The organism is Pseudomonas sp. S30_BP2TU TE3576 (assembly GCF_050436025.1).
Classification (GTDB): Bacteria; Pseudomonadota; Gammaproteobacteria; order Pseudomonadales; family Pseudomonadaceae; genus Aquipseudomonas.
The window spans coordinates 1,457,868-1,478,252 of record NZ_JBNDLK010000001.1 but is presented as its reverse complement, the minus strand read 5'-3'; the positions used below and the strand labels follow the sequence as shown (position 1 = coordinate 1,478,252).

24 protein-coding genes and 2 pseudogenes are annotated in these 20,385 nt (G+C 60.3%); 20 read left to right on the top strand and 6 right to left on the bottom strand.

Features of this window, described 5'->3' with window-relative positions:
• Nucleotides 1-20 precede the first annotated feature (20 nt).
• The 5 genes from ABIA48_RS06730 to ABIA48_RS06710 all read left to right on the top strand — a co-directional run bounded on the left by ABIA48_RS06730 (nt 21) and on the right by ABIA48_RS06710 (nt 3,631).
• A complete protein-coding gene (locus ABIA48_RS06730) occupies nt 21-809 on the top strand; it encodes a ParA family protein (RefSeq protein WP_007983338.1) in 789 nt (262 codons plus the stop codon).
• Nucleotides 810-935: 126 nt separating this feature from the next.
• The gene (locus ABIA48_RS06725) at nt 936-1,856 is read left to right on the top strand and encodes a CheW domain-containing protein (RefSeq protein WP_429487474.1); all 921 of its coding nucleotides are present in this window, start codon (nt 936-938) and stop codon (nt 1,854-1,856) included.
• Nucleotides 1,857-1,929: 73 nt separating this feature from the next.
• Nucleotides 1,930-2,415, top strand: coding sequence for a chemotaxis protein CheW (locus tag ABIA48_RS06720; RefSeq protein WP_007980742.1), 486 nt, complete (start codon nt 1,930-1,932; stop codon nt 2,413-2,415).
• A complete protein-coding gene (locus ABIA48_RS06715; protein ID WP_429487473.1) occupies nt 2,416-2,808 on the top strand; it encodes a DUF2802 domain-containing protein in 393 nt (130 codons plus the stop codon).
• Nucleotides 2,809-3,109: 301 nt separating this feature from the next.
• Nucleotides 3,110-3,631: a hypothetical protein gene (locus ABIA48_RS06710; RefSeq protein WP_429487472.1), complete on the top strand. Its 522-nt coding sequence runs from the start codon at nt 3,110-3,112 to the stop codon at nt 3,629-3,631.
• Between the two features lie 281 nt (nt 3,632-3,912).
• Here ABIA48_RS06710 and ABIA48_RS06705 read toward each other — a convergent pair whose 3' ends face one another.
• Both ABIA48_RS06705 and ABIA48_RS06700 read right to left on the bottom strand, forming a co-directional pair.
• Complete coding sequence (locus tag ABIA48_RS06705; protein WP_429487471.1) at nt 3,913-4,242, bottom strand: EscU/YscU/HrcU family type III secretion system export apparatus switch protein; 330 nt, start codon at nt 4,240-4,242, stop codon at nt 3,913-3,915.
• Nucleotides 4,239-5,813: a flagellar hook-length control protein FliK gene (locus ABIA48_RS06700; RefSeq protein ID WP_429487470.1), complete on the bottom strand. Its 1,575-nt coding sequence runs from the start codon at nt 5,811-5,813 to the stop codon at nt 4,239-4,241. Before ABIA48_RS06700 ends, ABIA48_RS06705 begins: the two co-directional genes overlap by 4 nt.
• Nucleotides 5,814-6,012: 199 nt before the next feature.
• Between ABIA48_RS06700 and ccmA the strand changes: the two genes are divergently transcribed.
• From ccmA to phnN, 11 genes and pseudogenes are all read left to right on the top strand, one after another.
• Nucleotides 6,013-6,648 carry a cytochrome c biogenesis heme-transporting ATPase CcmA gene (gene ccmA / locus ABIA48_RS06695; protein ID WP_116263137.1) on the top strand — a complete coding sequence of 212 codons (636 nt, stop codon included), beginning with the start codon at nt 6,013-6,015 and terminating at the stop codon, nt 6,646-6,648.
• Entirely contained in the window at nt 6,645-7,313 is a 669-nt protein-coding gene (ccmB, locus tag ABIA48_RS06690) for a heme exporter protein CcmB (protein ID WP_007983326.1), read from the top strand. Before ccmA ends, ccmB begins: the two co-directional genes overlap by 4 nt.
• A gap of 73 nt (nt 7,314-7,386) precedes the next feature.
• The gene (locus ABIA48_RS06685; protein WP_008052303.1) at nt 7,387-8,142 is read left to right on the top strand and encodes a heme ABC transporter permease; all 756 of its coding nucleotides are present in this window, start codon (nt 7,387-7,389) and stop codon (nt 8,140-8,142) included.
• Complete coding sequence (gene ccmD, locus ABIA48_RS06680) at nt 8,139-8,315, top strand: heme exporter protein CcmD (protein WP_007980758.1); 177 nt, start codon at nt 8,139-8,141, stop codon at nt 8,313-8,315. Before ABIA48_RS06685 ends, ccmD begins: the two co-directional genes overlap by 4 nt.
• The gene (gene ccmE, locus ABIA48_RS06675; RefSeq protein ID WP_116580366.1) at nt 8,312-8,767 is read left to right on the top strand and encodes a cytochrome c maturation protein CcmE; all 456 of its coding nucleotides are present in this window, start codon (nt 8,312-8,314) and stop codon (nt 8,765-8,767) included. The genes ccmD and ccmE overlap by 4 nt, the downstream gene beginning before the upstream one ends.
• 3 nt (nt 8,768-8,770) lie before the next feature.
• Nucleotides 8,771-10,760: pseudogene (locus ABIA48_RS06670) on the top strand (heme lyase CcmF/NrfE family subunit).
• Nucleotides 10,757-11,293, top strand: coding sequence for a DsbE family thiol:disulfide interchange protein (locus tag ABIA48_RS06665; RefSeq protein WP_007983315.1), 537 nt, complete (start codon nt 10,757-10,759; stop codon nt 11,291-11,293). Before ABIA48_RS06670 ends, ABIA48_RS06665 begins: the two are co-directional and overlap by 4 nt.
• Nucleotides 11,290-11,763, top strand: coding sequence for a cytochrome c-type biogenesis protein (locus ABIA48_RS06660; RefSeq protein ID WP_310063830.1), 474 nt, complete (start codon nt 11,290-11,292; stop codon nt 11,761-11,763). The genes ABIA48_RS06665 and ABIA48_RS06660 overlap by 4 nt, the downstream gene beginning before the upstream one ends.
• Entirely contained in the window at nt 11,756-12,958 is a 1,203-nt protein-coding gene (gene ccmI, locus ABIA48_RS06655; RefSeq protein WP_429487469.1) for a c-type cytochrome biogenesis protein CcmI, read from the top strand. The genes ABIA48_RS06660 and ccmI overlap by 8 nt, the downstream gene beginning before the upstream one ends.
• 15 nt (nt 12,959-12,973) lie before the next feature.
• Nucleotides 12,974-13,381, top strand: a complete 408-nt coding sequence (locus ABIA48_RS06650) for a hypothetical protein (RefSeq protein WP_429487468.1) — start codon at nt 12,974-12,976, stop codon at nt 13,379-13,381.
• A 449-nt stretch (nt 13,382-13,830) separates the two neighbouring features.
• Nucleotides 13,831-14,382, top strand: coding sequence for a phosphonate metabolism protein/1,5-bisphosphokinase (PRPP-forming) PhnN (gene phnN / locus ABIA48_RS06645; protein WP_429487467.1), 552 nt, complete (start codon nt 13,831-13,833; stop codon nt 14,380-14,382).
• Nucleotides 14,383-14,493: 111 nt separating this feature from the next.
• Here the strand turns inward: phnN and ABIA48_RS06640 are convergent, their stop codons facing one another.
• Together ABIA48_RS06640 and ABIA48_RS06635 are read right to left on the bottom strand one after the other, a co-directional pair.
• A complete protein-coding gene (locus tag ABIA48_RS06640; protein WP_429487466.1) occupies nt 14,494-15,381 on the bottom strand; it encodes a LysR family transcriptional regulator in 888 nt (295 codons plus the stop codon).
• A 148-nt stretch (nt 15,382-15,529) separates the two neighbouring features.
• Nucleotides 15,530-15,676 (bottom strand): annotated as a pseudogene (locus ABIA48_RS06635) (SDR family oxidoreductase); the annotation flags it as partial.
• 237 nt (nt 15,677-15,913) lie between these two features.
• Here ABIA48_RS06635 and ABIA48_RS06630 point away from each other — a divergent pair.
• A complete protein-coding gene (locus tag ABIA48_RS06630; RefSeq protein WP_007983300.1) occupies nt 15,914-16,126 on the top strand; it encodes a type II toxin-antitoxin system HicA family toxin in 213 nt (70 codons plus the stop codon).
• Nucleotides 16,126-16,530 carry a type II toxin-antitoxin system HicB family antitoxin gene (locus ABIA48_RS06625; RefSeq protein ID WP_007983297.1) on the top strand — a complete coding sequence of 135 codons (405 nt, stop codon included), beginning with the start codon at nt 16,126-16,128 and terminating at the stop codon, nt 16,528-16,530. Before ABIA48_RS06630 ends, ABIA48_RS06625 begins: the two co-directional genes overlap by 1 nt.
• Before the next feature lie 89 nt (nt 16,531-16,619).
• Here ABIA48_RS06625 and ABIA48_RS06620 read toward each other — a convergent pair whose 3' ends face one another.
• Nucleotides 16,620-17,825 (bottom strand): MFS transporter, encoded by a 1,206-nt coding sequence (locus tag ABIA48_RS06620; protein ID WP_429487465.1) that lies wholly within the window; start codon nt 17,823-17,825, stop codon nt 16,620-16,622.
• 235 nt (nt 17,826-18,060) lie between these two features.
• Here ABIA48_RS06620 and ABIA48_RS06615 point away from each other — a divergent pair, with 235 nt between their 5' ends.
• Nucleotides 18,061-18,690: a hypothetical protein gene (locus tag ABIA48_RS06615; RefSeq protein ID WP_277535801.1), complete on the top strand. Its 630-nt coding sequence runs from the start codon at nt 18,061-18,063 to the stop codon at nt 18,688-18,690.
• Nucleotides 18,691-18,796: 106 nt separating this feature from the next.
• Nucleotides 18,797-19,240, top strand: a complete 444-nt coding sequence (locus ABIA48_RS06610; protein ID WP_429487464.1) for a hypothetical protein — start codon at nt 18,797-18,799, stop codon at nt 19,238-19,240.
• Between the two features lie 130 nt (nt 19,241-19,370).
• Here ABIA48_RS06610 and ABIA48_RS06605 read toward each other — a convergent pair whose 3' ends face one another.
• A complete protein-coding gene (locus ABIA48_RS06605) occupies nt 19,371-20,369 on the bottom strand; it encodes a sulfate ABC transporter substrate-binding protein (RefSeq protein ID WP_429487463.1) in 999 nt (332 codons plus the stop codon).
• Nucleotides 20,370-20,385: the final 16 nt, after the last annotated feature.

The window sequence follows — 20,385 nt, the reverse complement described above, 5'->3', positions numbered from 1 at the left end:
GGCCGGGAGGAACAATCCGAATGAGAGTCTGGGCAGTCGCCAATCAAAAGGGTGGTGTTGGTAAAACCACTTCCTCCATCGCTTTAGCCGGTTTGCTGGCGGAGGCGGGCAAGCGCGTGGTCGTGGTCGATCTCGACCCCCACGGCTCCATGACCAGTTACTTCGGCTACGATCCGGACAGCCTGGAACACAGCAACTACGACCTGTTCCTGCACAAGGGCAACGTGCCGCAAGGCCTGCCGGGTCAACTGCTGCTGTCGACCAGCGACGAACGCATTTCCCTGTTGCCGTCCAGCACCGCGCTGGCCACTCTTGAGCGCCAGTCGCCCGGGCAGAGTGGCTTGGGCCTGGTGATTGCCAAGAGCCTGGCGCAACTGTGGCAGGACTTCGATTACGCCGTGATCGACAGCCCGCCATTGCTTGGGGTGCTGATGGTCAATGCCTTGGCGGCGAGTCAGCAACTGGTGATCCCGGTGCAGACAGAACACCTGGCAGTCAAAGGTCTTGAGCGCATGGTCAACACCCTGGCGATGATCAACCGCTCACGCAAACAGGCGCTGCCATTCAGCATTGTTCCGACACTGTTTGACCGGCGCACCCAGGCGTCCCTCGGGACCTTGCGCGTGCTGCGCGACAAATTCCCCGACGAAATCTGGCAGGGCTACATCCCGGTGGACACGCGACTGCGTGATGCCAGCCGTGCCGGGCTGACGCCATCGCAGTTCGACGGCAAGAGCCGTGGTGTTCTCGCTTATCGTGCATTGCTCAAGCACCTGTTGGCGGCACAACTTGTTCCGCAGGTGGCATGACATGACCTCGATCCCTGTAGGAGCGAGCCTGCTCGCGATGGTTGTCAACGATGACGCGGGAAACCTGGCACCCCGTGGCGCTCTCAGGTTCATCGCGAGCAAGCTCGCTCCTACAGGTGCGTGCGGATGAACCGGCCATTGAAGACCACATTACGCCCGCAATTGGCGTTGCAGTCGTATCTGGACACCCTGCTGCAGGAAGTGACCGAAGAGTTGACGCTGCCCCTGGAGGAAGTGGCCGAGGAGATCGCCGCCGAAGCGGTGCTCGACGAATTCCAGGCAGCGGTGCTCGAAGAGCAGGCCCGTGATGCCGCGGCGGCCGCGCCGGTGCCGGCATCTGTAGCGCCAGTGTTCAAGGCGCCGGTGATCGAAGCCCCGGCGCCGGTCATGGCGTCCGTTTCGACCATCGCTGCGCTGCTGCAAGCCTTGGTACCGCCACCTGTTGAAGCGCAGCCAGTCGCTGTCGAAGTACCGCAAACCCTGGTGCCGCCCGTCGTCGAAGTGCACCTGCCACCGAGCAACACGCCGCCCCCGGTTGAGTCCGACGGTCGTCCGTCCTGGGCCGCTGAACCGTTCGAGTGCCTGCTGTTCGATGTTGCCGGTTTGACCCTGGCGGTGCCGCTGGTGTGCCTGGGGTCGATCTACTCCCTGGCCGGTCACGAGCTGACGCCGTTGTTCGGCCAGCCGGAATGGTTCCTTGGCATCCTGCCGAGCCAGGCCGGCAACCTCAAGGTGCTCGATACCGCGCGCTGGGTCATGCCCGACCGTTACCGCGACGATTTCAGGCAGGGCCTGCAATACGTGATTTCGGTCCAGGGTTACGAATGGGGCCTGGCGGTGCATCAGGTCAGCCGTTCGTTGCGTCTGGACCCGAATGAAATCAAATGGAGAAGTCACCGGGGTCAGCGGCCATGGCTCGCCGGCACGGTGATTGAACACATGTGCGCCTTGCTCGACGTCGCCTCATTGGCCGAGTTGATCGCCAGTGGCGGGGCAAAACACATGTCCGGCAGTAAGCCGAACCACAAACCGACAAACGTTAAATAAACAACAGGCGACGGCACTCGATGCCATTGCACGGAATACACACCGCTAGGGCGGTTTCTTGAGGGGTCAGGGTATGAATGATAAGGCGACGGCGGCAAAAGGTTCCGAAGATCCGATCCTGCAATGGGTCACCTTCAAGCTGGACAACGAGACCTATGGCATCAACGTGATGCGCGTCCAGGAAGTCCTGCGTTACACCGAAATCGCCCCGGTCCCGGGTGCCCCGAGCTACGTGCTGGGCATCATCAACCTGCGCGGCAACGTCGTGACCGTGATCGACACCCGTCAGCGCTTTGGTCTGATGAATGCCGAGATCAGCGACAACACCCGTATCGTCATCATCGAAGCCGACAAGCAAGTGGTCGGGATCATGGTCGACAGCGTGGCCGAAGTGGTTTACCTGCGTCAGTCGGAAATCGAAACCGCGCCGAACGTGGGTAACGAAGAATCCGCCAAGTTCATTCAAGGCGTGTGCAACAAGAACAACGAACTGCTCATCCTGGTCGAGCTGGACAAGATGATGAGCGAAGAAGAATGGTCGGAACTGGAGAGTATCTGATTGATTCTCGAGGTTGCGGTCATTGTCCTGTTCCTGTTTTGGGCAGGCACGCTGGCAATGTTCCTGGCGTACATTCGCGGTCAAAAACAGATCGCCGCACAACAGGCCCAGGGTGATGCGCTGCGTGATCAGCGCATCAAGGACCTGGCCAAGCGGGTCGACGACTACCAGAACGGCAACGTGCGCATGGGCGAAGACCTGCACGAACTGCGCGCGATCGTTGCGCCGTTGCCGGACAAACTGGCTCAGCTGGAACAGCGCGACCCATCCAGCCTGTCGTTTGCCCAGGCGGCACGACTGGTCGGAATGGGCGCCAGCGTCAACGAACTGACCCAGTCCTGCGGCTTGACCCAGGCTGAGGCGGAGTTGATGAGTAAGCTTCACAGGAACTGAGTTTTGCAGTTCCTTTGAGATTGCTTTCGCGAGCAAGCCCGCTCCCACATTGGATTAACGTCGTGCACAAAATTTGTGTGCATAGAAGACCCAATGTGGGAGCGGGCTTGCTCGCGAAGGCGTCTTCGAATGCGCAGCTATCGTCCCTGCGATCCGCCCCATCCCCCTTCATCCTCAGATAGGTATTACGCAGTCATAGTCTCTTGCCTATAGCGTTCTCAGATCCCGCCGTCTTGTGATCGCAACCCGCCGTCAGTAGGTTAAGCATCTAGTTCAAACCTATTCAGTGCCAAGGAGGTTCATGATCGACATTTTGCGCGGTACGCCGCTGTGGGTTTATGCGGTTTTTCTGATCCTGACTTATTGCGGTGTCATCACCTGTTTCAGGAGCCATGTATCGAAAAGGTCCTTGCAGATATCACCTGTGATATTCCTGGCCCTGTCTCTCGCATCGCTGAATCCCTCCCAGGGAGTTGCAATCCAGTTTTCATCCTATGCGCTGGGTTTATTGGCGGGGTGGTTGCTGGCACTACGCTTTTTTTCGTACAGCAATATAAAGCGTGAAGGGGAGCATCTGGTTCTGCCTGGCACGATCAAAGTGCTGATTGTGTATTGGGTTTTTTTCGCCTGGCGTTATTACGGCGGTTACCAGGCGGCCATGTATCCGGAACTGGCCAATGAAATGTCGACGGTTGCAGGGGCGGCGCTGGGGGCAGGCCTTATCAATGGATTGATTGTTGGTCGCTGTCTCAAGCTTTTGCGTTTTTTCAAGTTTGAAAGTGTCACGCAGGTATCGACGAAGACAGTGCACAGGAGCGAGTGAAAGGTCCAGTCGGCTAGTCCCAAAACAACGGGCACGACTCAATCCTGTGGCCTGCCCAGGGTTGATGAGCAAGTTGCAAAAGAGCAGCTAGAAGCCTGTAGGAGCAGCCGGTCGACGCGATGGACGTTAACGATGACGCGGGCTTCCTGGAGAAACGCGGCGCTCATACCTCCATCGCGAGCAAGCCCGCTCCCACATTGGATTAACGTCGTGCACAAAATTTGTGTGCATAGAAGACCAAATGTGGGAGCGGGCTTGCTCGTGAAGGCGTCTTCCAATCCTCAGTAATCTTCCCTGCGCTCGGTAATGTCCTTCTCGACCATCAGCGCATCCGGATCCTGTCCCGTCGGAAACTTGCCCTTCAGATTCCACGCAAACGCAATGATCTCGGCGATCGTCAGATAGAGCTCCTGCGGAATGCTGTCCCCCAGCTCCATGCGCGCCAGCAGTTTCACCAGCTCGGCGTTTTCGTAGATCGGCACTTCGCAGTCGCGAGCGATTTTCAGGATTTCTTCCGCCAGCTCTTCGTCGCCCTTGGCCGTGAGGGTGGGGGCGTGGGTGCCGTCGTATTTGAGGGCGATGGCCTGGCGTGGAGCGTTGGGGTTTTTCATGCGTTTTCGTCGACCCAGCGTTGATCGAGGCGGGTTTGCGGGCCTTGCGGCGGTGTGCCGAGGTGGCAGTCCAGGTCGCCGACGTTCAGGCCGGCGGACAGTAAGCGGTCACGCAGCCCACTCAGATTGCTTTCGATCAGGCTCGCGGTATAAGGCCGTTCGGCCCAGAGCTGGCTGGAGAGGTTGCCCTTGATCAACTGCGCCTGGATTTGCAGCGGCCCCAAAGGCTCCATGGCGAAGGCCAGTTCCACACGCCACAGCTGTTGCTTGGGTTCGCGTTCTTCGCGACGCTCCTTCGATTGTTCTTTTTCGGGCGTGTCCTCGCGCTGGAACTTGACCTGCAATGGCACGATGTCCTGCATATTGCGCATCGGGATTTCCAGTTGCCAGGTGCTCATCAGTCGTCCGTCGGCGGTTACGCCGGTTTGTTCCAGACTCGACAGCTGATGGCTTTGCAGACGCGAAACCGCAGCGGCGGCCAGGCGTAGCAGGTGTTCAAGGTCGTTTTCACCCTCAGCGCTTTGCAGCAGACGTTCGGGTAACGGGAAAGCGGTCGGCGATGGCTTGGCACTGACCTGGCCGAGCATGCCCAGGGCATTGCGGACAAAATTCGGCATGGCCTGCGCAAGGGTATTGGCGGCGATAATCGCGCCGAAGCTGGTGTTGGTTGGTAGCCCCTGAGTCAGTTGCGCAACCAGTTTGAGCAGGTTGCCTTTCATGTCCGCTGCGAGCGTCGGGTTTTGCCCGGTCAGCAGTTTGCTTTCGAGAAACACACCGCTGCTGACCAGGGCCTGGGCCAGGCCCTTGGGGGTGCTCAATTGCTGAAGATCCGGCAGGCCGGCGAGCAACCTGGCCGCGGCGTTACGCAATTCAACGGATGTCTGGTCCGAGGGCGCAAGGTTCTGCAGGAGCTTGAGCAAGCCATCCAGCGATCCCTGGCGACTTTGCTGGTCGACCAGTTGCCGGGTCACCGCCAGTTGTTCCTGACGGCTGCTCTGTGGCACGAACTTTACGGTCTGGGTGTCCTGCACCTGCGCGCTCAGCAAGGTGCCGATGCGCAATGGCTGCGGGCTGTCGATGCTCAAGGTGCTGCCGCTCAGTGCGGTATTGAGCAGGCTCACCATCGAGCGGAACACCATGGGCTGGCCGGGCACCTGTGGCAGCACTTGCGAGGTCAGCACTTTGCCCTGCAGCAGGGTGCCGACCGGCAATTGCGCGATGTCGAGGCGGGTGAGGGTGGCGATGCCGGCGGCAATGGCCTGTTGCACCGTCACGGCCAGATTGCCGGCCGAGGGCTGGGTGACGAGCAGCGTGGTGCCCTGGGCCAGCGGTTGATTACTGGTGGTCTGGACCGTGGTCTGGCGGCCGCTGTCGAGGGTGACCTTGAGCAGCATCTGGAAAGTCTGATCCGCCTGCTTGAGCGACAACACTTCGGCCTGGGCGGTTTGACCGACGCTGATCAGTCCCTCCACCGGCGTCAGCAACTTGAGCAACTCACCACTGAGCACCTGCGGGCGCGAAGTCGCCGGGACGGTTTGCGGTAGCGGGAGGATGTTCATTTCGCCTGTCATACGCGGTCACAACCTGAGGAAAATGCACTCTTTAGACTAAGGTTTGGCATGTATAATGCCGCGCCGTTGTATCCAAAAATGGCGAAAACTTTGCAATTGTTTGACGCAGCTCTCTAGAACAAGACGTCATTGCATCTATGCTGCATCTCTTTAACGGCCGCACCAGAGCCGACTTGAACCGTATAAGGCCCGTGAACCCTTGACCAGTCCTGTCCTGCAAACCGTTGCCCTTGCCTGTGAGCGAGACCTTCGGCTGCTCTTCGAAAATCTCGATTTGAGACTGGCCAGTGGCGAAATGGTGCAAATCAGTGGCCCCAACGGCAGCGGCAAGACCAGCCTGTTACGCCTGCTCTCGGGGCTGATGCACCCGACCGCCGGTCAGGTGTTGCTCAATGGCCAGCCGCTGAACGAGCAACGCGGCGAGCTGGCGCGCAACCTGCTATGGATCGGCCACGCCGCCGGGATCAAGGATTTGCTGACACCGGAAGAGAATCTGAGCTGGCTGTGTGCCTTGCATCATCCGGCGACCCGTGAGGCGATCTGGCAGGCGCTGGCTGCAGTCGGGCTGCGCGGATTCGAGGATGTGCCCTGTCACACCTTGTCTGCCGGTCAACAGCGCCGCGTCGCGCTGGCGCGGCTGTACCTGGACAGCCCGCCGTTGTGGATCCTCGATGAACCCTTTACCGCCCTCGACAAGCAGGGCGTGGCGCAACTCGAAGAACACCTGGCCGGCCACTGCGAACGCGGCGGCATGGTGGTGTTGACCACCCACCACACGCTGAGCCGGATGCCGGCCGGTTATCGCGACATCGATCTGGGGAGCTGGGCCGTATGAGTGTTTTCGGCCTGTTGGTCGCCCGCGAGGCTCGTCTGCTGTTCCGTCGCCCGGCGGAACTGGCCAATCCGCTCGTCTTCTTCGCGATCGTCGTTTCGCTGTTCCCGTTGGCAGTCGGCCCCGAGTCTCAATTGTTGCAAACCTTGTCTCCAGGGCTGGTCTGGGTCGCGGCACTTTTATCGGTTCTGCTCTCGCTGGATGGGCTTTTCCGCAGTGATTTCGAAGACGGATCCCTTGAACAGTGGGTCCTTTCGCCGCACCCCCTGCCTCTTCTGGTTTTGGCCAAGGTGCTGGCACACTGGGCTTTTTCCGGCCTGGCACTGGTTTTGCTCGCACCCTTGCTGGCGTTGATGCTCGGTTTGCCTGCCGCCTGTCTGCCAGTGTTGCTGCTTTCGTTGCTGCTCGGTACACCGGTACTGAGCCTGCTCGGTGCGGTGGGCGCGGCGCTGACGGTAGGTTTGAAACGTGGCGGCCTGTTACTGGCGTTGCTGATTCTGCCGCTGTACATCCCGGTGTTGATCCTTGGCAGTGGCGCCTTGCAGGCCGCATTGCAGGGGATGCCGGCGACCGGTTATCTGTTGTGGCTTGGCAGCCTGACCGCCCTGGCGATAACCCTGACACCATTTGCAATAGCTGCTGGCCTGAAGATCAGCGTCGGCGAATAATGAGGTCTGGTTAAAATTTAACCAGTAAAGACCCTGGCTCTTCATAGTAAAGAGCAACCGTGATGGAAACAGTATGAACTGGACGTGGTTTCACAAGCTCGGCTCGCCCAAATGGTTTTACGGCATCAGCGGCAAAATGTTGCCCTGGCTGAGCGTCGCGGCGTTGCTGCTGATCAGCGTTGGGGTGGTCTGGGGCCTGGCCTTCGCGCCGCCGGACTATCAGCAGGGCAACAGCTTTCGCATCATCTATATCCACGTCCCGGCCGCCATGCTGGCGCAGTCCATCTACGTGATGCTGGCCGTGTGCGGCATCGTCGGGCTGGTGTGGAAGATGAAACTGGCCGACGTCGCCCTGCAATGCGCCGCACCGATTGGCGCCTGGATGACCGCCGTAGCGCTGGTCACCGGGGCGATCTGGGGCAAACCGACCTGGGGCTCGTGGTGGGTCTGGGATGCACGCCTAACGTCCATGTTGATTCTGCTTTTCCTGTACTTCGGTCTCATTGCTTTGGGCAACGCCATCAGCAATCGTGACAGCGCGGCCAAGGCCTGTGCGGTGCTGGCGATTGTCGGCGTGATCAACATCCCGATCATCAAGTACTCGGTGGAGTGGTGGAACACCCTGCACCAGGGCGCGACCTTCACCCTCACCGAAAAACCGGCAATGCCTGCCGAAATGTGGCTGCCATTGCTGCTGACGGCGTTGGGGTTCTACTGTTTCTTCGGCGCGGTCCTGCTGCTGCGCATGCGGCTTGAAGTGCTCAAGCGCGAAGCCCGGGCCAGTTGGGTCAAGGCTGAAGTGGAAACCAGTCTGGAGGTCGCTCGATGAGTTTTGCTTCATTCGGCGACTTCATCGCCATGGGCCATCATGGCTTGTATGTCTGGTCAGCCTACGGCATCTGCCTGGCGGTACTGGCCCTCAACGTGGCGGCGCCGATCCTGGCCCGCAAGCGGTATCTGCAACAAGAGGCGCGTCGTCTGCGCCGGGAGAACGGCAAGTGAATCCGCTGCGCAAAAAGCGTCTTATCATCATTCTCGCGATCCTGGTCGGGGTCGGCGCAGCCGTCGGCCTGGCCCTGAGCGCCCTGCAGCAGAACATCAACCTGTTTTACACACCGACCCAGATCGCCAATGGCGAAGCCCCGCATGACACGCGTATTCGCGCCGGCGGCATGGTCGAGAAGGGCTCGCTGGAGCGTTCCAGCGATTCCCTGGATGTGAAGTTCGTCGTCACCGACTTTAATAAATCCGTGACCATCACCTATCGCGGCATCCTGCCGGACCTGTTCCGTGAAGGGCAGGGCATCGTCGCCCTGGGCAAGCTCAATGCCGATGGTGTGGTGGTGGCCGATGAAGTGCTGGCCAAGCACGATGAAAAATACATGCCGCCGGAAGTGACCAAGGCGTTGAAAGACAGCGGTCAATCGGCTCCAACGCCCGCGAAGGAGGGTTGATCCATGACATCCGGCATCTTTATTCCCGAGCTTGGCCACCTGGCGATGATTCTGGCCCTGTGCTTCGCCCTGGCCCAGGCCGTGGTGCCGCTGTTCGGTGCCTGGCGCGGTGACCGCCTGTGGATGAGCCTGGCCCAGCCGGCCGCGTGGGGGCAATTCACCTTTCTGGTGTTTGCCTTCGGTTGCCTGACCTACGCCTTCATGGTCGACGATTTCTCCGTGGCCTATGTGGCCAACAACTCCAACAGCGCGTTGCCGTGGTACTACAAGTTCAGCGCCGTGTGGGGTGCCCACGAAGGTTCCTTGCTGTTGTGGGCCTTGATCCTCGGCGGCTGGACCTTCGCGGTGTCGGTATTCTCCCGGCAGTTGCCGCAGGTCATGCTGGCCCGCGTGCTGGCGGTGATGGGCATGATCAGTACCGGTTTCCTGTTGTTCCTGATCATGACGTCCAACCCGTTCAAGCGCATCCTGCCGCAAGTCCCGAGCGACGGTGCCGACCTCAACCCGTTGCTGCAAGACATCGGCCTGATCGTTCACCCGCCGATGCTGTACATGGGCTATGTCGGTTTCTCGGTGGCCTTCGCCTTCGCCATCGCCGCACTGATGGGCGGTCGCCTGGATGCTGCATGGGCGCGCTGGTCGCGTCCGTGGACCATTGTCGCCTGGGCGTTCCTCGGCATCGGCATCACCCTCGGTTCGTGGTGGGCGTACTACGAGCTCGGCTGGGGTGGCTGGTGGTTCTGGGATCCGGTGGAAAACGCCTCGTTCATGCCTTGGCTGGTGGGCACTGCATTGATTCACTCGTTGGCGGTCACGGAAAAGCGTGGCGTGTTCAAGAGCTGGACCGTGCTGCTGGCCATCGCTGCGTTTTCGTTGAGCCTGCTGGGGACATTCCTTGTGCGCTCCGGGGTGCTGACCTCGGTTCACGCGTATTGCCTCCGACCCGGAACGTGGTGTGTTCATCCTGATTTTCCTGCTGTTTGTGGTCGGTGGTTCGCTGACGCTGTTCGCCTTGCGCGCGCCGGTGGTCAAGAGTCAGGTGGGCTTTAACCTCTGGTCCCGGGAAACCCTGCTGCTGGGCAACAACCTGGTGCTGGTGGTGGCGGCGTCGATGATCCTGCTCGGCACCTTGTATCCGCTGATTCTCGATGCCATGACCGGGGCCAAGCTGTCGGTTGGCCCGCCGTACTTCAATGCGCTGTTCATTCCGTTGATGGCCTTGCTGATGCTGGTGATGGCGGTCGGTGTGATCGTGCGCTGGAAAGACACCCCGGTGAAATGGCTGGTGAGCATGCTCACCCCGGTATTGCTCGGCAGCGCCACCATGGCCGTGGTGGCCGGCGTCGCCTACGGCGATTTCAACTGGGCGGTGCTCGCGACCTTCATGCTCGCCGCCTGGGTGTTGCTGGCCGGTGTGCGAGACATCTTCGACAAGACCCGCCACAAAGGCCTGATCAAGGGCCTGCCGACCCTGACCCGCAGCTACTGGGGCATGCAGATTGCGCACCTGGGCATTGCCGTGTGCGCGCTGGGTGTCGTGCTGTCGAGCCAGAACAGTGCCGAGCGTGACCTGCGCCTGGCCCCGGGCGAGTCCATGGACCTGGCCGGTTACCACTTCATCTTCGAAGGCGCCAAGCACTTCGAAGGCCCGAACTTCACCTCCGACAAGGGCACCGTGCGGGTGATCCGCAACGGCAAGGAAGTCAGCGTGCTGCATCCGGAAAAACGCCTGTACACCGTGCAGAACTCGGTCATGACCGAAGCAGGCATCGATGCCGGTTTCACCCGCGACCTCTATGTTGCCCTCGGTGAACCGCTGGGCAACGGCGCGTGGGCTGTGCGCGTGCACGTCAAACCGTTCGTGCGCTGGATCTGGTTCGGCGGCTTGCTGACCGGTTTCGGCGGGTTGCTGGCGGCGCTGGATCGGCGTTATCGGGTCAAGGTAAAAAGCCGTGTGCGCGAAGCGCTGGGCATGTCGGGAGCCACTGCATGAAGCGTTGGTTGATGTTGTTGCCACTGGCGATTTTTCTGGTGGTTGCTGTATTCCTTTACCGTGGGTTGTACCTGGATCCGGCCGAACTGCCGTCGGCCATGATCAACAAACCGTTCCCGGAGTTTTCCCTGCCGGCGGTGCAGGGCGACAAGACCCTGACCAAGGCGGACATTCTCGGCAAACCGGCGTTGGTCAATGTCTGGGGAACCTGGTGCATTTCCTGCCGGGTCGAGCACCCGGTGTTGAACAAGCTGGCCCAGCAAGGCGTGGTGATCTATGGCATCAACTACAAGGACATCAACGCCGATGCCTTGAAGTGGCTGACGGACTTCCATAACCCCTATGTACTGGATATTCGTGACGACGCAGGCTCACTGGGCCTGAATCTCGGCGTGTACGGCGCGCCGGAAACCTTCTTCATCGACGCCAAGGGGATCATCCGCGACAAGTTCGTCGGCGTGATCGACGAGCAGGTCTGGCGCGAAAAACTGGCAGCCAAGTACCAGGCGCTGGTCGACGAGGTCAAGCCATGAAGCGCTGGATTGCTGCCGTTGTCCTGGGCTTGAGCCTGGCGGGCGTGGCCCACGCGGCCATCGACACCTACGAGTTCGCCAAGGAAGGTGATCGCGAGCGCTTTCGCGAACTGACCAAGGAACTGCGTTGCCCCAAGTGCCAGAATCAGGACATCGCCGATTCCAACGCACCGATTGCCGCCGACCTGCGCAAAGAGATTTTTCGCATGCTCGGCGAGGGCAAGGACAATCAGCAGATCATCGACTTCATGGTCGACCGCTACGGTGACTTCGTCCGCTACAAGCCTGCCCTGAACGCCAAGACTGCGTTGCTCTGGTTCGGCCCCGCCGGCCTGCTGCTGGGCGGTGTCGTGATCATCGCGGTGATCGTTCGCCGTCGTCGCGTGCAGCGCGCCGGCACCCGGGATGAGCTTTCTCCCGAGGAGCGCTCGCGCCTCGACCACCTGTTGGATAAAACCAAGAATGATTGATTTCTGGCTCGCTGCAGGTCTGCTGCTTCTGGTTGCCCTGAGTTTTCTGTTGATCCCCGTTCTGCGCAGTCGTCGTGCCCAGCGCGAAGAGGATCGTACCGCCCTGAACGTCGCGCTCTATCAGGAGCGCGTGGCTGAGTTGCAGACTCAGCAGGAAGAGGGCGTACTCGATGCGGCACAAATGGACGCCGGTCGCGCCGAAGCTGCCCGCGAGTTGCTGGCGGACACCGAGGGTGTCGAAGCGCCGCCGGTGTCGCGACTGGGTAAACCCTTGCCGTTGCTGGCGGCCATTCTGGTGCCGGTCATCGGCCTGGGCCTGTATCTGCATTTCGGTGCCAGCGACAAGGTCGAGTTGACCCGCGAATTCTCCCAGGCACCCAAGTCGATGGAAGAGATGACCCGGCGCCTGGAACGTGTGGTCGCCGCTCAACCGGAATCCGCCGAAGGCATGTACTTCCTCGGTCGTACCTACATGGCTCAGGACCGCCCGGCGGACGCGGCGAAGATGTTCGAACGCACGGTGAGCGTGGCCGGTCGTCAGCCCGAGCTGCTCGGTCAATGGGCCCAGGCCCAGTACTTCGCCGATGGCAAGAAGTGGTCGGACAAGGTCCAGGCCCTGACCGACGAAGCCCTCAAGGCCGATCCGAAAGAAGTCACCAGTCTCGGCCTGCTGGGCATTGCCGCGTTTGAAGGCGAGCGTTATCAGGACGCCATCGATTACTGGAATCGCCTGTTGGCGCAGTTGCCAGCGGACGACAAATCCCGCGAGGCGTTGCAAGGCGGGATTACCCGGGCTACGGAGAAACTGCTGGCCAGTGGTGGACAGGTTGCCAAGGTCCCGGCAGCCAAGGCCCCGGCATTGCTCAAGGTCAGTGTCGATCTGGCGCCGGAGCTCAAGGCCAAGGTCGAGCCTGGCGACAGCGTGTTCATCTTCGCCCGTGCCACTTCCGGTCCTCCGGCACCGCTGGCAGCCAAGCGCCTGACGGTGGCCGACTTGCCAGTGACCGTTGAACTGGGTGATGCCGACGCGATGATGCCGCAATTGAAACTGTCGAACTTCCCTGAAGTCCAACTGGTTGCGCGCGTTTCCCGTGCCGGCAAACCCACCGCCGGCGAATGGATCGGTCGCAGCCAGCCCTTGGCCAGCAGCACCACCGCGCCACAAACACTGACTATCGATAGCCCGGACAAATAACAGGAAAACGCAAACATGACCGCATTCGCTCGCATCACCCTGCTCAGTGTCGTTTTGGGGTTAAGCGCTTGTGCGGTCCAGCGGCCACCGGAGCAAACGGCTCCGCCGCCGATCCCGCCGTCGCAGCCCGGCCCCACGCCATCGACGTCGCCTGCACCGGGCAAACCGACCATCCCGGCCAAACCCTCCAAGCCGTTGCCACGCACGTCTGCCAGCTTCGCGCCGCCACCGGGGGGCAATAGCCATTGGGACCCGAAACTTGGGGTCTATGTGCTGGATGACCAGCCCAATACTTTCTATCGCCAGCGTACCTATTACCGCTGGGATAACGGCTGGAGCCGGTCGATTGGTCCGAACGGGCCGTGGGAAGAGACGGACATTCACGGTGTACCGGGTGGTTTGGGACGGCAATTCGGGCAGTAACGCACTAAGGCGACCTTCGGGTCGCTTTTTTGTGCCTGCTGAAATGTGATTGCCGGGGCACTGCTGAACCCTGTGGGAGCGGGCTTGCCCGCGAAAGCGGTGTGTCAGGCGGCGTGGATTTTTACGGGTGTACATATCCGTTTCTTCGGTAACGGTGAACTGGTCAAGTAATCCCGGACATCGATTACGGTGTTTATGCCGCTTTTTGCTCCATAGCCATCGCAGGCAAACCATGTACCCACAGACTCCGACGCCGGATTGACCTGCGCTGCGAGCTGTATCATCCGGACACCCTGAGCCTATACCGTGATCTGGTGGAAAACCTGCTGGTGCAACGGGTGCAGGTGATGGATCATTCGCCGGGCCTGCGGGCTGATCTGGTGTAAGCGCAGCCAGGACGGTCTGCCGGTGGTCCAGCAAGTACGGCGACAAGCGAAGAGGGTGTGTTGATGGCGGGCAGGTTGATCTATCTCATCGGGCCTTCAGGTTCGGGCAAGGACAGCCTGCTGGATGCCGCGCGATCGCGGTTGGCCGAACGCGGCTGCCGTATCGTGCGGCGGGTCATTACCCGCTCGGCCGAAGCCGTGGGCGAGGCGGCGCTGGGCGTCAGTGCGCAACAGTTCGCCGATATGGAAGCTCAAGGGGCATTCGCCTTGAGCTGGCACGCCAATGGATTGTCCTATGGCATCCCGCGGGAAATCGACGATTGGCTGGCCGCCGGCGAGGACGTGCTGGTCAATGGCTCTCGGGGGCATTTGCAGAACACGCGCCTGCGCTATCCAGACGTGTTGGTGCTGTTGTTGACTGTGGATCAAGCGGTCCTGCGCCATCGCTTGCTGGAGCGCGGGCGAGAACCGCTGATCGAGATCGATCAGCGGTTGGCACGCAATGCCCGATTCAGCGAGCAACTGCTGGCGGACGACCCGACCGTACACGTGCTCGACAACTCCGGGCCACTTGAGCAAACGGTCGAGCGTTTGCTGGTCTGCATTGACGAGTGACACCGATTTACCTGACATTGCCGGGAACGGACGACGAGCAATTACCTTCGTACGCGGCCCATGCAGGCAATGGCGCAGCCTGTGATCTTTTGATCTTGATTGAGCGGTCTGTCAGGCCTTCCTGTCCAGCAACCCCTGCACATACTCCACAAACGCCCGAGCCTTGGCGCTGGCCATTCTTCCGGTGGGGAACACCGCCCACAGATCGAGGTTCGGCAAGGTCCAGTCCTTCATTGCCTCGCGGACTGAACCGTCGGCCAGTTCCGGCGCGAACATCCATTGCGACGCCATGGTCAGCCCTTGATGCGCGAGCACGGCTTCACGCAAGCCTTCAGCGGCGTTGACGCGGATCCGGCCGTTGACGATCACCGATTGCTCCTCGCCGGCCTTGTCGAACTGCCAACGGGTGCCACCGCCAAGGGTGTAGACGATTGCCTGATGCTTGCACAGGTCGGCGGGGCAGGTGGGTTCGCCGTGTTTTGCGAAGTACGCCGGCGTGCCCAGTACCATGCGCCGGCATTCGGCGATCTTGCGCGCAGTCAGGCCCGAGTCGTTCAGCATGCCCATGCGCAGGGCGATATCGACGCCTTCTTCCACCAGATTGACGTTGCGATCATCGAGCATCAGGTCGATGTTCAGCTCCGGGTTTTGCTCCAGGAAGGGGCCCAGGTGCGGAACGATGTGCAACCGGCCGAAGGTGACCGCCGCACAGATACGCAGGTTGCCACTCAGCCCGCTGGCAGAACCTCGTGCGGCGTTATCCGCCTCGTCGGCTTCTTCGATGGCGCGCTTGGCCCGTTCGAAAAAGGCCAGCCCGGCTTCGGTGGGCGTCAGGCCCCGGGTCGAACGCAGCAATAGCCGCACCGCCAACCGCGATTCGAGTTGCGCGATGGTTTTCGACACGGCCGGCTGGCCGATATTCAGGCGCCGGGCCGCGGCGGAAAACGAGCCGGTTTCCACCACGTAGACGAAGGTTTCCATTGCGCCGAGGCGGTCCATTGAAGGTCCTTGTGTAGTCTGAATGTTGCCGGTGACCCACTGTGGGAGCGGGCTTGCTCGCGAAAGCGGTGTTTCAGTCGACATCGATGTTGAATGTCAGTCCGCATTCGCGAGCAAGCCCGCTCCCACATTTGTTAGTGGGCGTTAATCAGAAAGCAGCTTTACCCAGTGAAGCACCGCCGTCGACTAACAGTGTTTGCCCGGTGATGAACCCGCTCTGCTCCGACAACAGAAACGTAATCGCCGCGGCGATTTCCTGAGGCTGTCCCAGGCGACCCATCGGCACGCTGGCCAGATCCGCCAGCACTTCCTGGGTCAGCCGCGAATCGCATCCAGCATCGCTTCAGGCTCTGGGCGCTGAGTGTAATCGGGGTTGACCTCGGCGTAACGCACAGGCATCGGCAAATGTTCGGGCCGGAACATCTTTTCATCACAATCTGTAAAACAACCGGACGTCGCACTGCGGATTTTTGTGCTTGAGTAAAGATAACTCTAGGGTTATTTTTGTTTTTGCCAAGCAAGGAGGCTGGTGGTGCAGAGCAGGCTATTGATCAAGGAGTTGGTGGAAGCGGGTTGGGCCCTGGACCGGGTCACTGGCAGTCATCACATCTTCACGCACCGTTACAACCCGTACACCATTCCCGTCCCTCATCCCAAAAAGGACTTACCGATCGGGACGGTCAAGAGCATCAGGCGGCGAGCCGGGCTGTATTGCCCGCCAGCCAGTTACGCAGGAGATCCATAATGCAATATCCAATTTGTATCGAGTGGGGCGATGAGAACACCGCCATCGGTATCCAGATCCCCGATATTCCAGGTGCGGTGACGGCCGGGGATACCTTTGAAGAGGCCTACAACGCAGCTGTCGAAATTGCCCACATCATGCTGCAGGAGATGGCGGCAGACGGCGATACGATTCCGATGCCGACTTCGGCGGCATTGCACCGCGGGAATCCGGAATTCGCCGACATGGGCTGGGGCATGCTGGAACTGGACATTTCGCCGTACATGGGCAAGACCGAGAAGGTCAATGTCACGTTACCCGGCTATGTGATCCAGCGCATTGACCGCTATGTGCGCGAGCACAATGTCAAAAGCCGCTCCTCCTTTCTGGCGGATGCGGCGATGGAAAAGCTGGTTCGGCAATGAGTGAGGCCAATCACATCGCAAGCAAGTTCGATTCAACAGGGTTAATGGAAACCTGTAGGAGCGAGCCTGCCTGCGATGCTGTTGAGGGCTTACGCCGTCGCCAGCGAGACCTTCTGTGAAACACTCAAGAACCGCAACAACGCCAGCAATGGAAACGCGCTGCCGACCATCACGATCCACAACCAGCCGCCCTGTTCGTACACCGCACTGGCTACCGAAGAGCCGAAGGCGCCGCCGATGAAGATGCTGGTCATGTACAGCGCATTCAGGCGGCTGCGGCTTTTGCCGTCGAGGGCGTAGACCGCACGCTGGCCGAGGACCATGTTCATCTGCACGCAGAAGTCGAGCACCACGCCGGTCACGGCCAGGCCGATGACGCTGTAGGCCGGATGGATGAACGCCGGCAGAAAGCTCAGGCTGGCGAACAGCAGGGCCAGCAATGACGCACTGCGGGTGTGACCGGCATCGGCCAGGCGTCCGGCGATGGGGGCGGCAATGGCGCCGATGGCCCCCACCAGCGCGAAAATCGCGATCTCGCTTTGCGACAAACCGTGATTGCGCGCCAGTTCCAGCGGCACGGCGGTCCAGAACAGGCTGAAGGTGGCAAACATGCAACCCTGGTAAAACGCCCGCTGGCGCAGGACCGGTTGTGTGCGCAACAGCGTCCACAGCGAGCCCAGCAACTGGCCATAGGATGCGCTGTGATCAGGCTCGCGCTTGGGAATGGTCACTGCCAGCACGATGCTGATGGCCGCCATCAACACCGCGGCAATCACAAACATCGCCCGCCAGCCGAAGTGGTCGGCCACCACACTCGACACCGGCCGGGCCAGCAGAATACCCAGCAACAAACCACCCATGATCCCGCCCACCACACGGCCACGGGTTTCTTCCGGCGCCAGGTGCGCGGCCAATGGAATCAGGATCTGCACCGAAACCGAACTGAATCCCACCAACAGCGAAATCAGCAAAAACACGTTCGGCTGATCGGTGAACGCCGCACCCAGCAGGCTAATAATCGCCACCACTGTGGTGATGATCATCAACCGGCGGTTTTCCAGCAAATCCCCCAGCGGCACCAGGAAAAACAGCCCCAGCGCATAGCCGATCTGAGTCAGGGAAACGATCAGGCTGGCCATGGTGCTGGTCAGGCCAATGTCCGGGGCGATCAGGCCGATGATCGGCTGGGCGTAGTAGATGTTGGCAACAATGGCCCCGCAGCAGAAGGCGAACAGCAGCACCATGCCTCGGGTCATTGTCGCGGTGCGGTGGGGCACCTGGGTCGCTGGGTTCATAACGGGTCTCGCTGTACGGAATGGAATGCGCGCAGGCTAATGGGCTGGCAGAAACGGTGGAAGTGGGATTGGAGTGATAGTAATCATTCCATTGCGGAATGACTGACGGACGCGTGTGTCGTCCGCCGTTGTGCCTTGCGTCAGAACATCGAGGGTGGATGATACATTCACTAACATATTGTTCGATAGCGTGCTTATGTTCTCTTTCCACGTCCCGTCATCGGAAGTCTGTTCCATGAATGCGATGTTCCGTCACCTGTTTCGCGGCGTTTGCGCCGGTACATTGATTGGTTTGTGTGCTGTGGGCCCGGCCCAGGCTGGGGATGCGCCGGGCACGCGCATCGGTGTGCGCGGCGAGATCACCGGCGTCAGCCCGGACGTTCTGAAAGTCCATGCCAACAGCGGCGAAAACGTGGTGATCAACCTGACCCAGGACACCAAGGTCCGCGCCGTGACCCTGGCCAACATCGAAGACATCAAGCCCGGCAGCTACATCGGCTCCGCAGCCATTCCTCAGGAGGATGGCACCCTCAAGGCCCTGGAGGTCCACGTTTTCCCGCCGGAGCTGGCTGGCAGTGGCGACGGTCATCGGCCGTTTGATCTGGTCAAGGGCAGCAGCATGACCAACGGCAGCGTCGGCGACCTGGTGGTGAGCAATGGCCGGGTGCTGACCGTCAACTACAAGGGTGGCCAACAGAAGATTCTGGTGCCCGAAGACGTCCCCATCGTCAACCTGATGCCGGCCGATCGTAGTCTGTTGAAGGTGGGCGTGAAGATCGTGACCTTTGTCACGCAGGGCGCTGACGGCTCGCTCACCGCTCAATCCATTTCGGCGGGCAAGGATGGCGTGACGCCACCGATGTAGCCAACACGTGGCAACCGGCCATCTGAAGAAAAGCCCGCAGAGCCCCGGCGGCTAGAATCTACAGGGGGGATCACTTCAATGTGTCCTTACAAGCGGGAGTATCACGATGAAAATCGTATCTTCGCTGGCGTTAGTGGTGGCGGTCGGATGGATCTCTGGGTGCTCGACAGTGCCTGACAGTCAGGTCACCAGTGTTCCTCTGAATGCTACATCCGTTAATCCCGGGAATATTGCCCGGTTGGTCATGATGCCCAGTGATAACGCAACAACGTTCTGGGTTGAGGTCAGCGGCGAGAGCATCGGCAGCACATTGCCGGGTCGGTTGACGGCCTACATCTATCCGGGAAGCTGTGGGAACCTGGGTTCGAAACCAGCCTATGACATGAATGACGGTCCAAATGCCCGGTTCTACTCGCAAGCGTCAAACCAGCGCTTCTGGAAAAGCGCACCGGTCGCCGTCGAGACCCTTCGAGCCGGTGGCTACGCCTTGGTGGTACGTGAAAGCCCGGCCAATGGCCGTCAGGCTATTTTTTGCGGCAATTTGAGCTGAAACAGCAGGCACAAAACCTGTGGGAGCGAGCTTGCTCGCGATAGCGTAATAGCAGTCAATGACGATGTTGACTGTGCAATTGTCATCGCGAGCATGCTCGCTCCCACAGAAGTTGCAGTGTTCCAGGCGATCACTTACCGCTGTAGATCTGGTCGAAAACCCCGCCATCATTGAAGTGGGTCTTCTGCACGGTACGCCAGTCGCCAAAGGTCTTCTCGACCGACAGGAAGTCCACTTTCGGGAAGCGGTCGGTGTATTTGGCCAGCACGGCCGGGTCACGCGGGCGCAGGTAGTTTGCTGCAGCAATCTCCTGACCTTCCGGTGACCACAGGTACTTCAGGTATTCCTCGGCCGCCGCACGGGTGCCTTTCTTGTCGACGGTTTTGTCGACCACCGACACCGGTGGCTCGGCTTCGGCGGAAACGCTTGGGTAGATGACTTCGAACTGATCACGGCCGAACTCGCGGGCGATCATTTCCGCTTCGTTTTCGAAGGTCACCAATACGTCGCCGATCTGGTTGGTCATGAAGGTGGTGGTGGCGGCACGGCCACCGGTATCCAATACCGGCGCTTGCTTGAACAGTTTGCCGACGAAGTCTTTGGCCTTGTTTTCGTCGCCGCCGTTTTTCAGCACGTAGCCCCAGGCCGAGAGGTAGGTGTAGCGACCATTACCGGAAGTTTTCGGGTTCGGCACGATAACCTGAACGCCATCCTTGAGCAGGTCCGGCCAGTCTTTCAGGGCTTTCGGGTTGCCCTTGCGCACGATGAACACGGTGGCCGAAGTGAACGGCGCACTGTTGTTCGGCAGGCGCGTGACCCAGTTGTCCGGCACCAGTTTGCCGTTGTCCGCCAGGGCGTTGATGTCGGTGGCCATGTTCATGGTGATCACGTCAGCGGGCAGGCCGTCGATGACCGAGCGCGCCTGTTTGCTGGAACCGCCAAAGGACATTTGCAGGGTGATGTTTTCGTTGTGTTCAGCCTGCCAGTGTTTCTGGAACGCAGTGTTGTAGTCCTTGTAGAAATCGCGCATCACGTCGTAGGAAACGTTGAGCAGGGTCGGTGCGGCTTGAGCCACGCTGGTCAATGCCAGGCCAGCGGCGAGAAGAGAGGCGCCAAAGAGTTTTTTCACTGCGAATTCCCTGTTC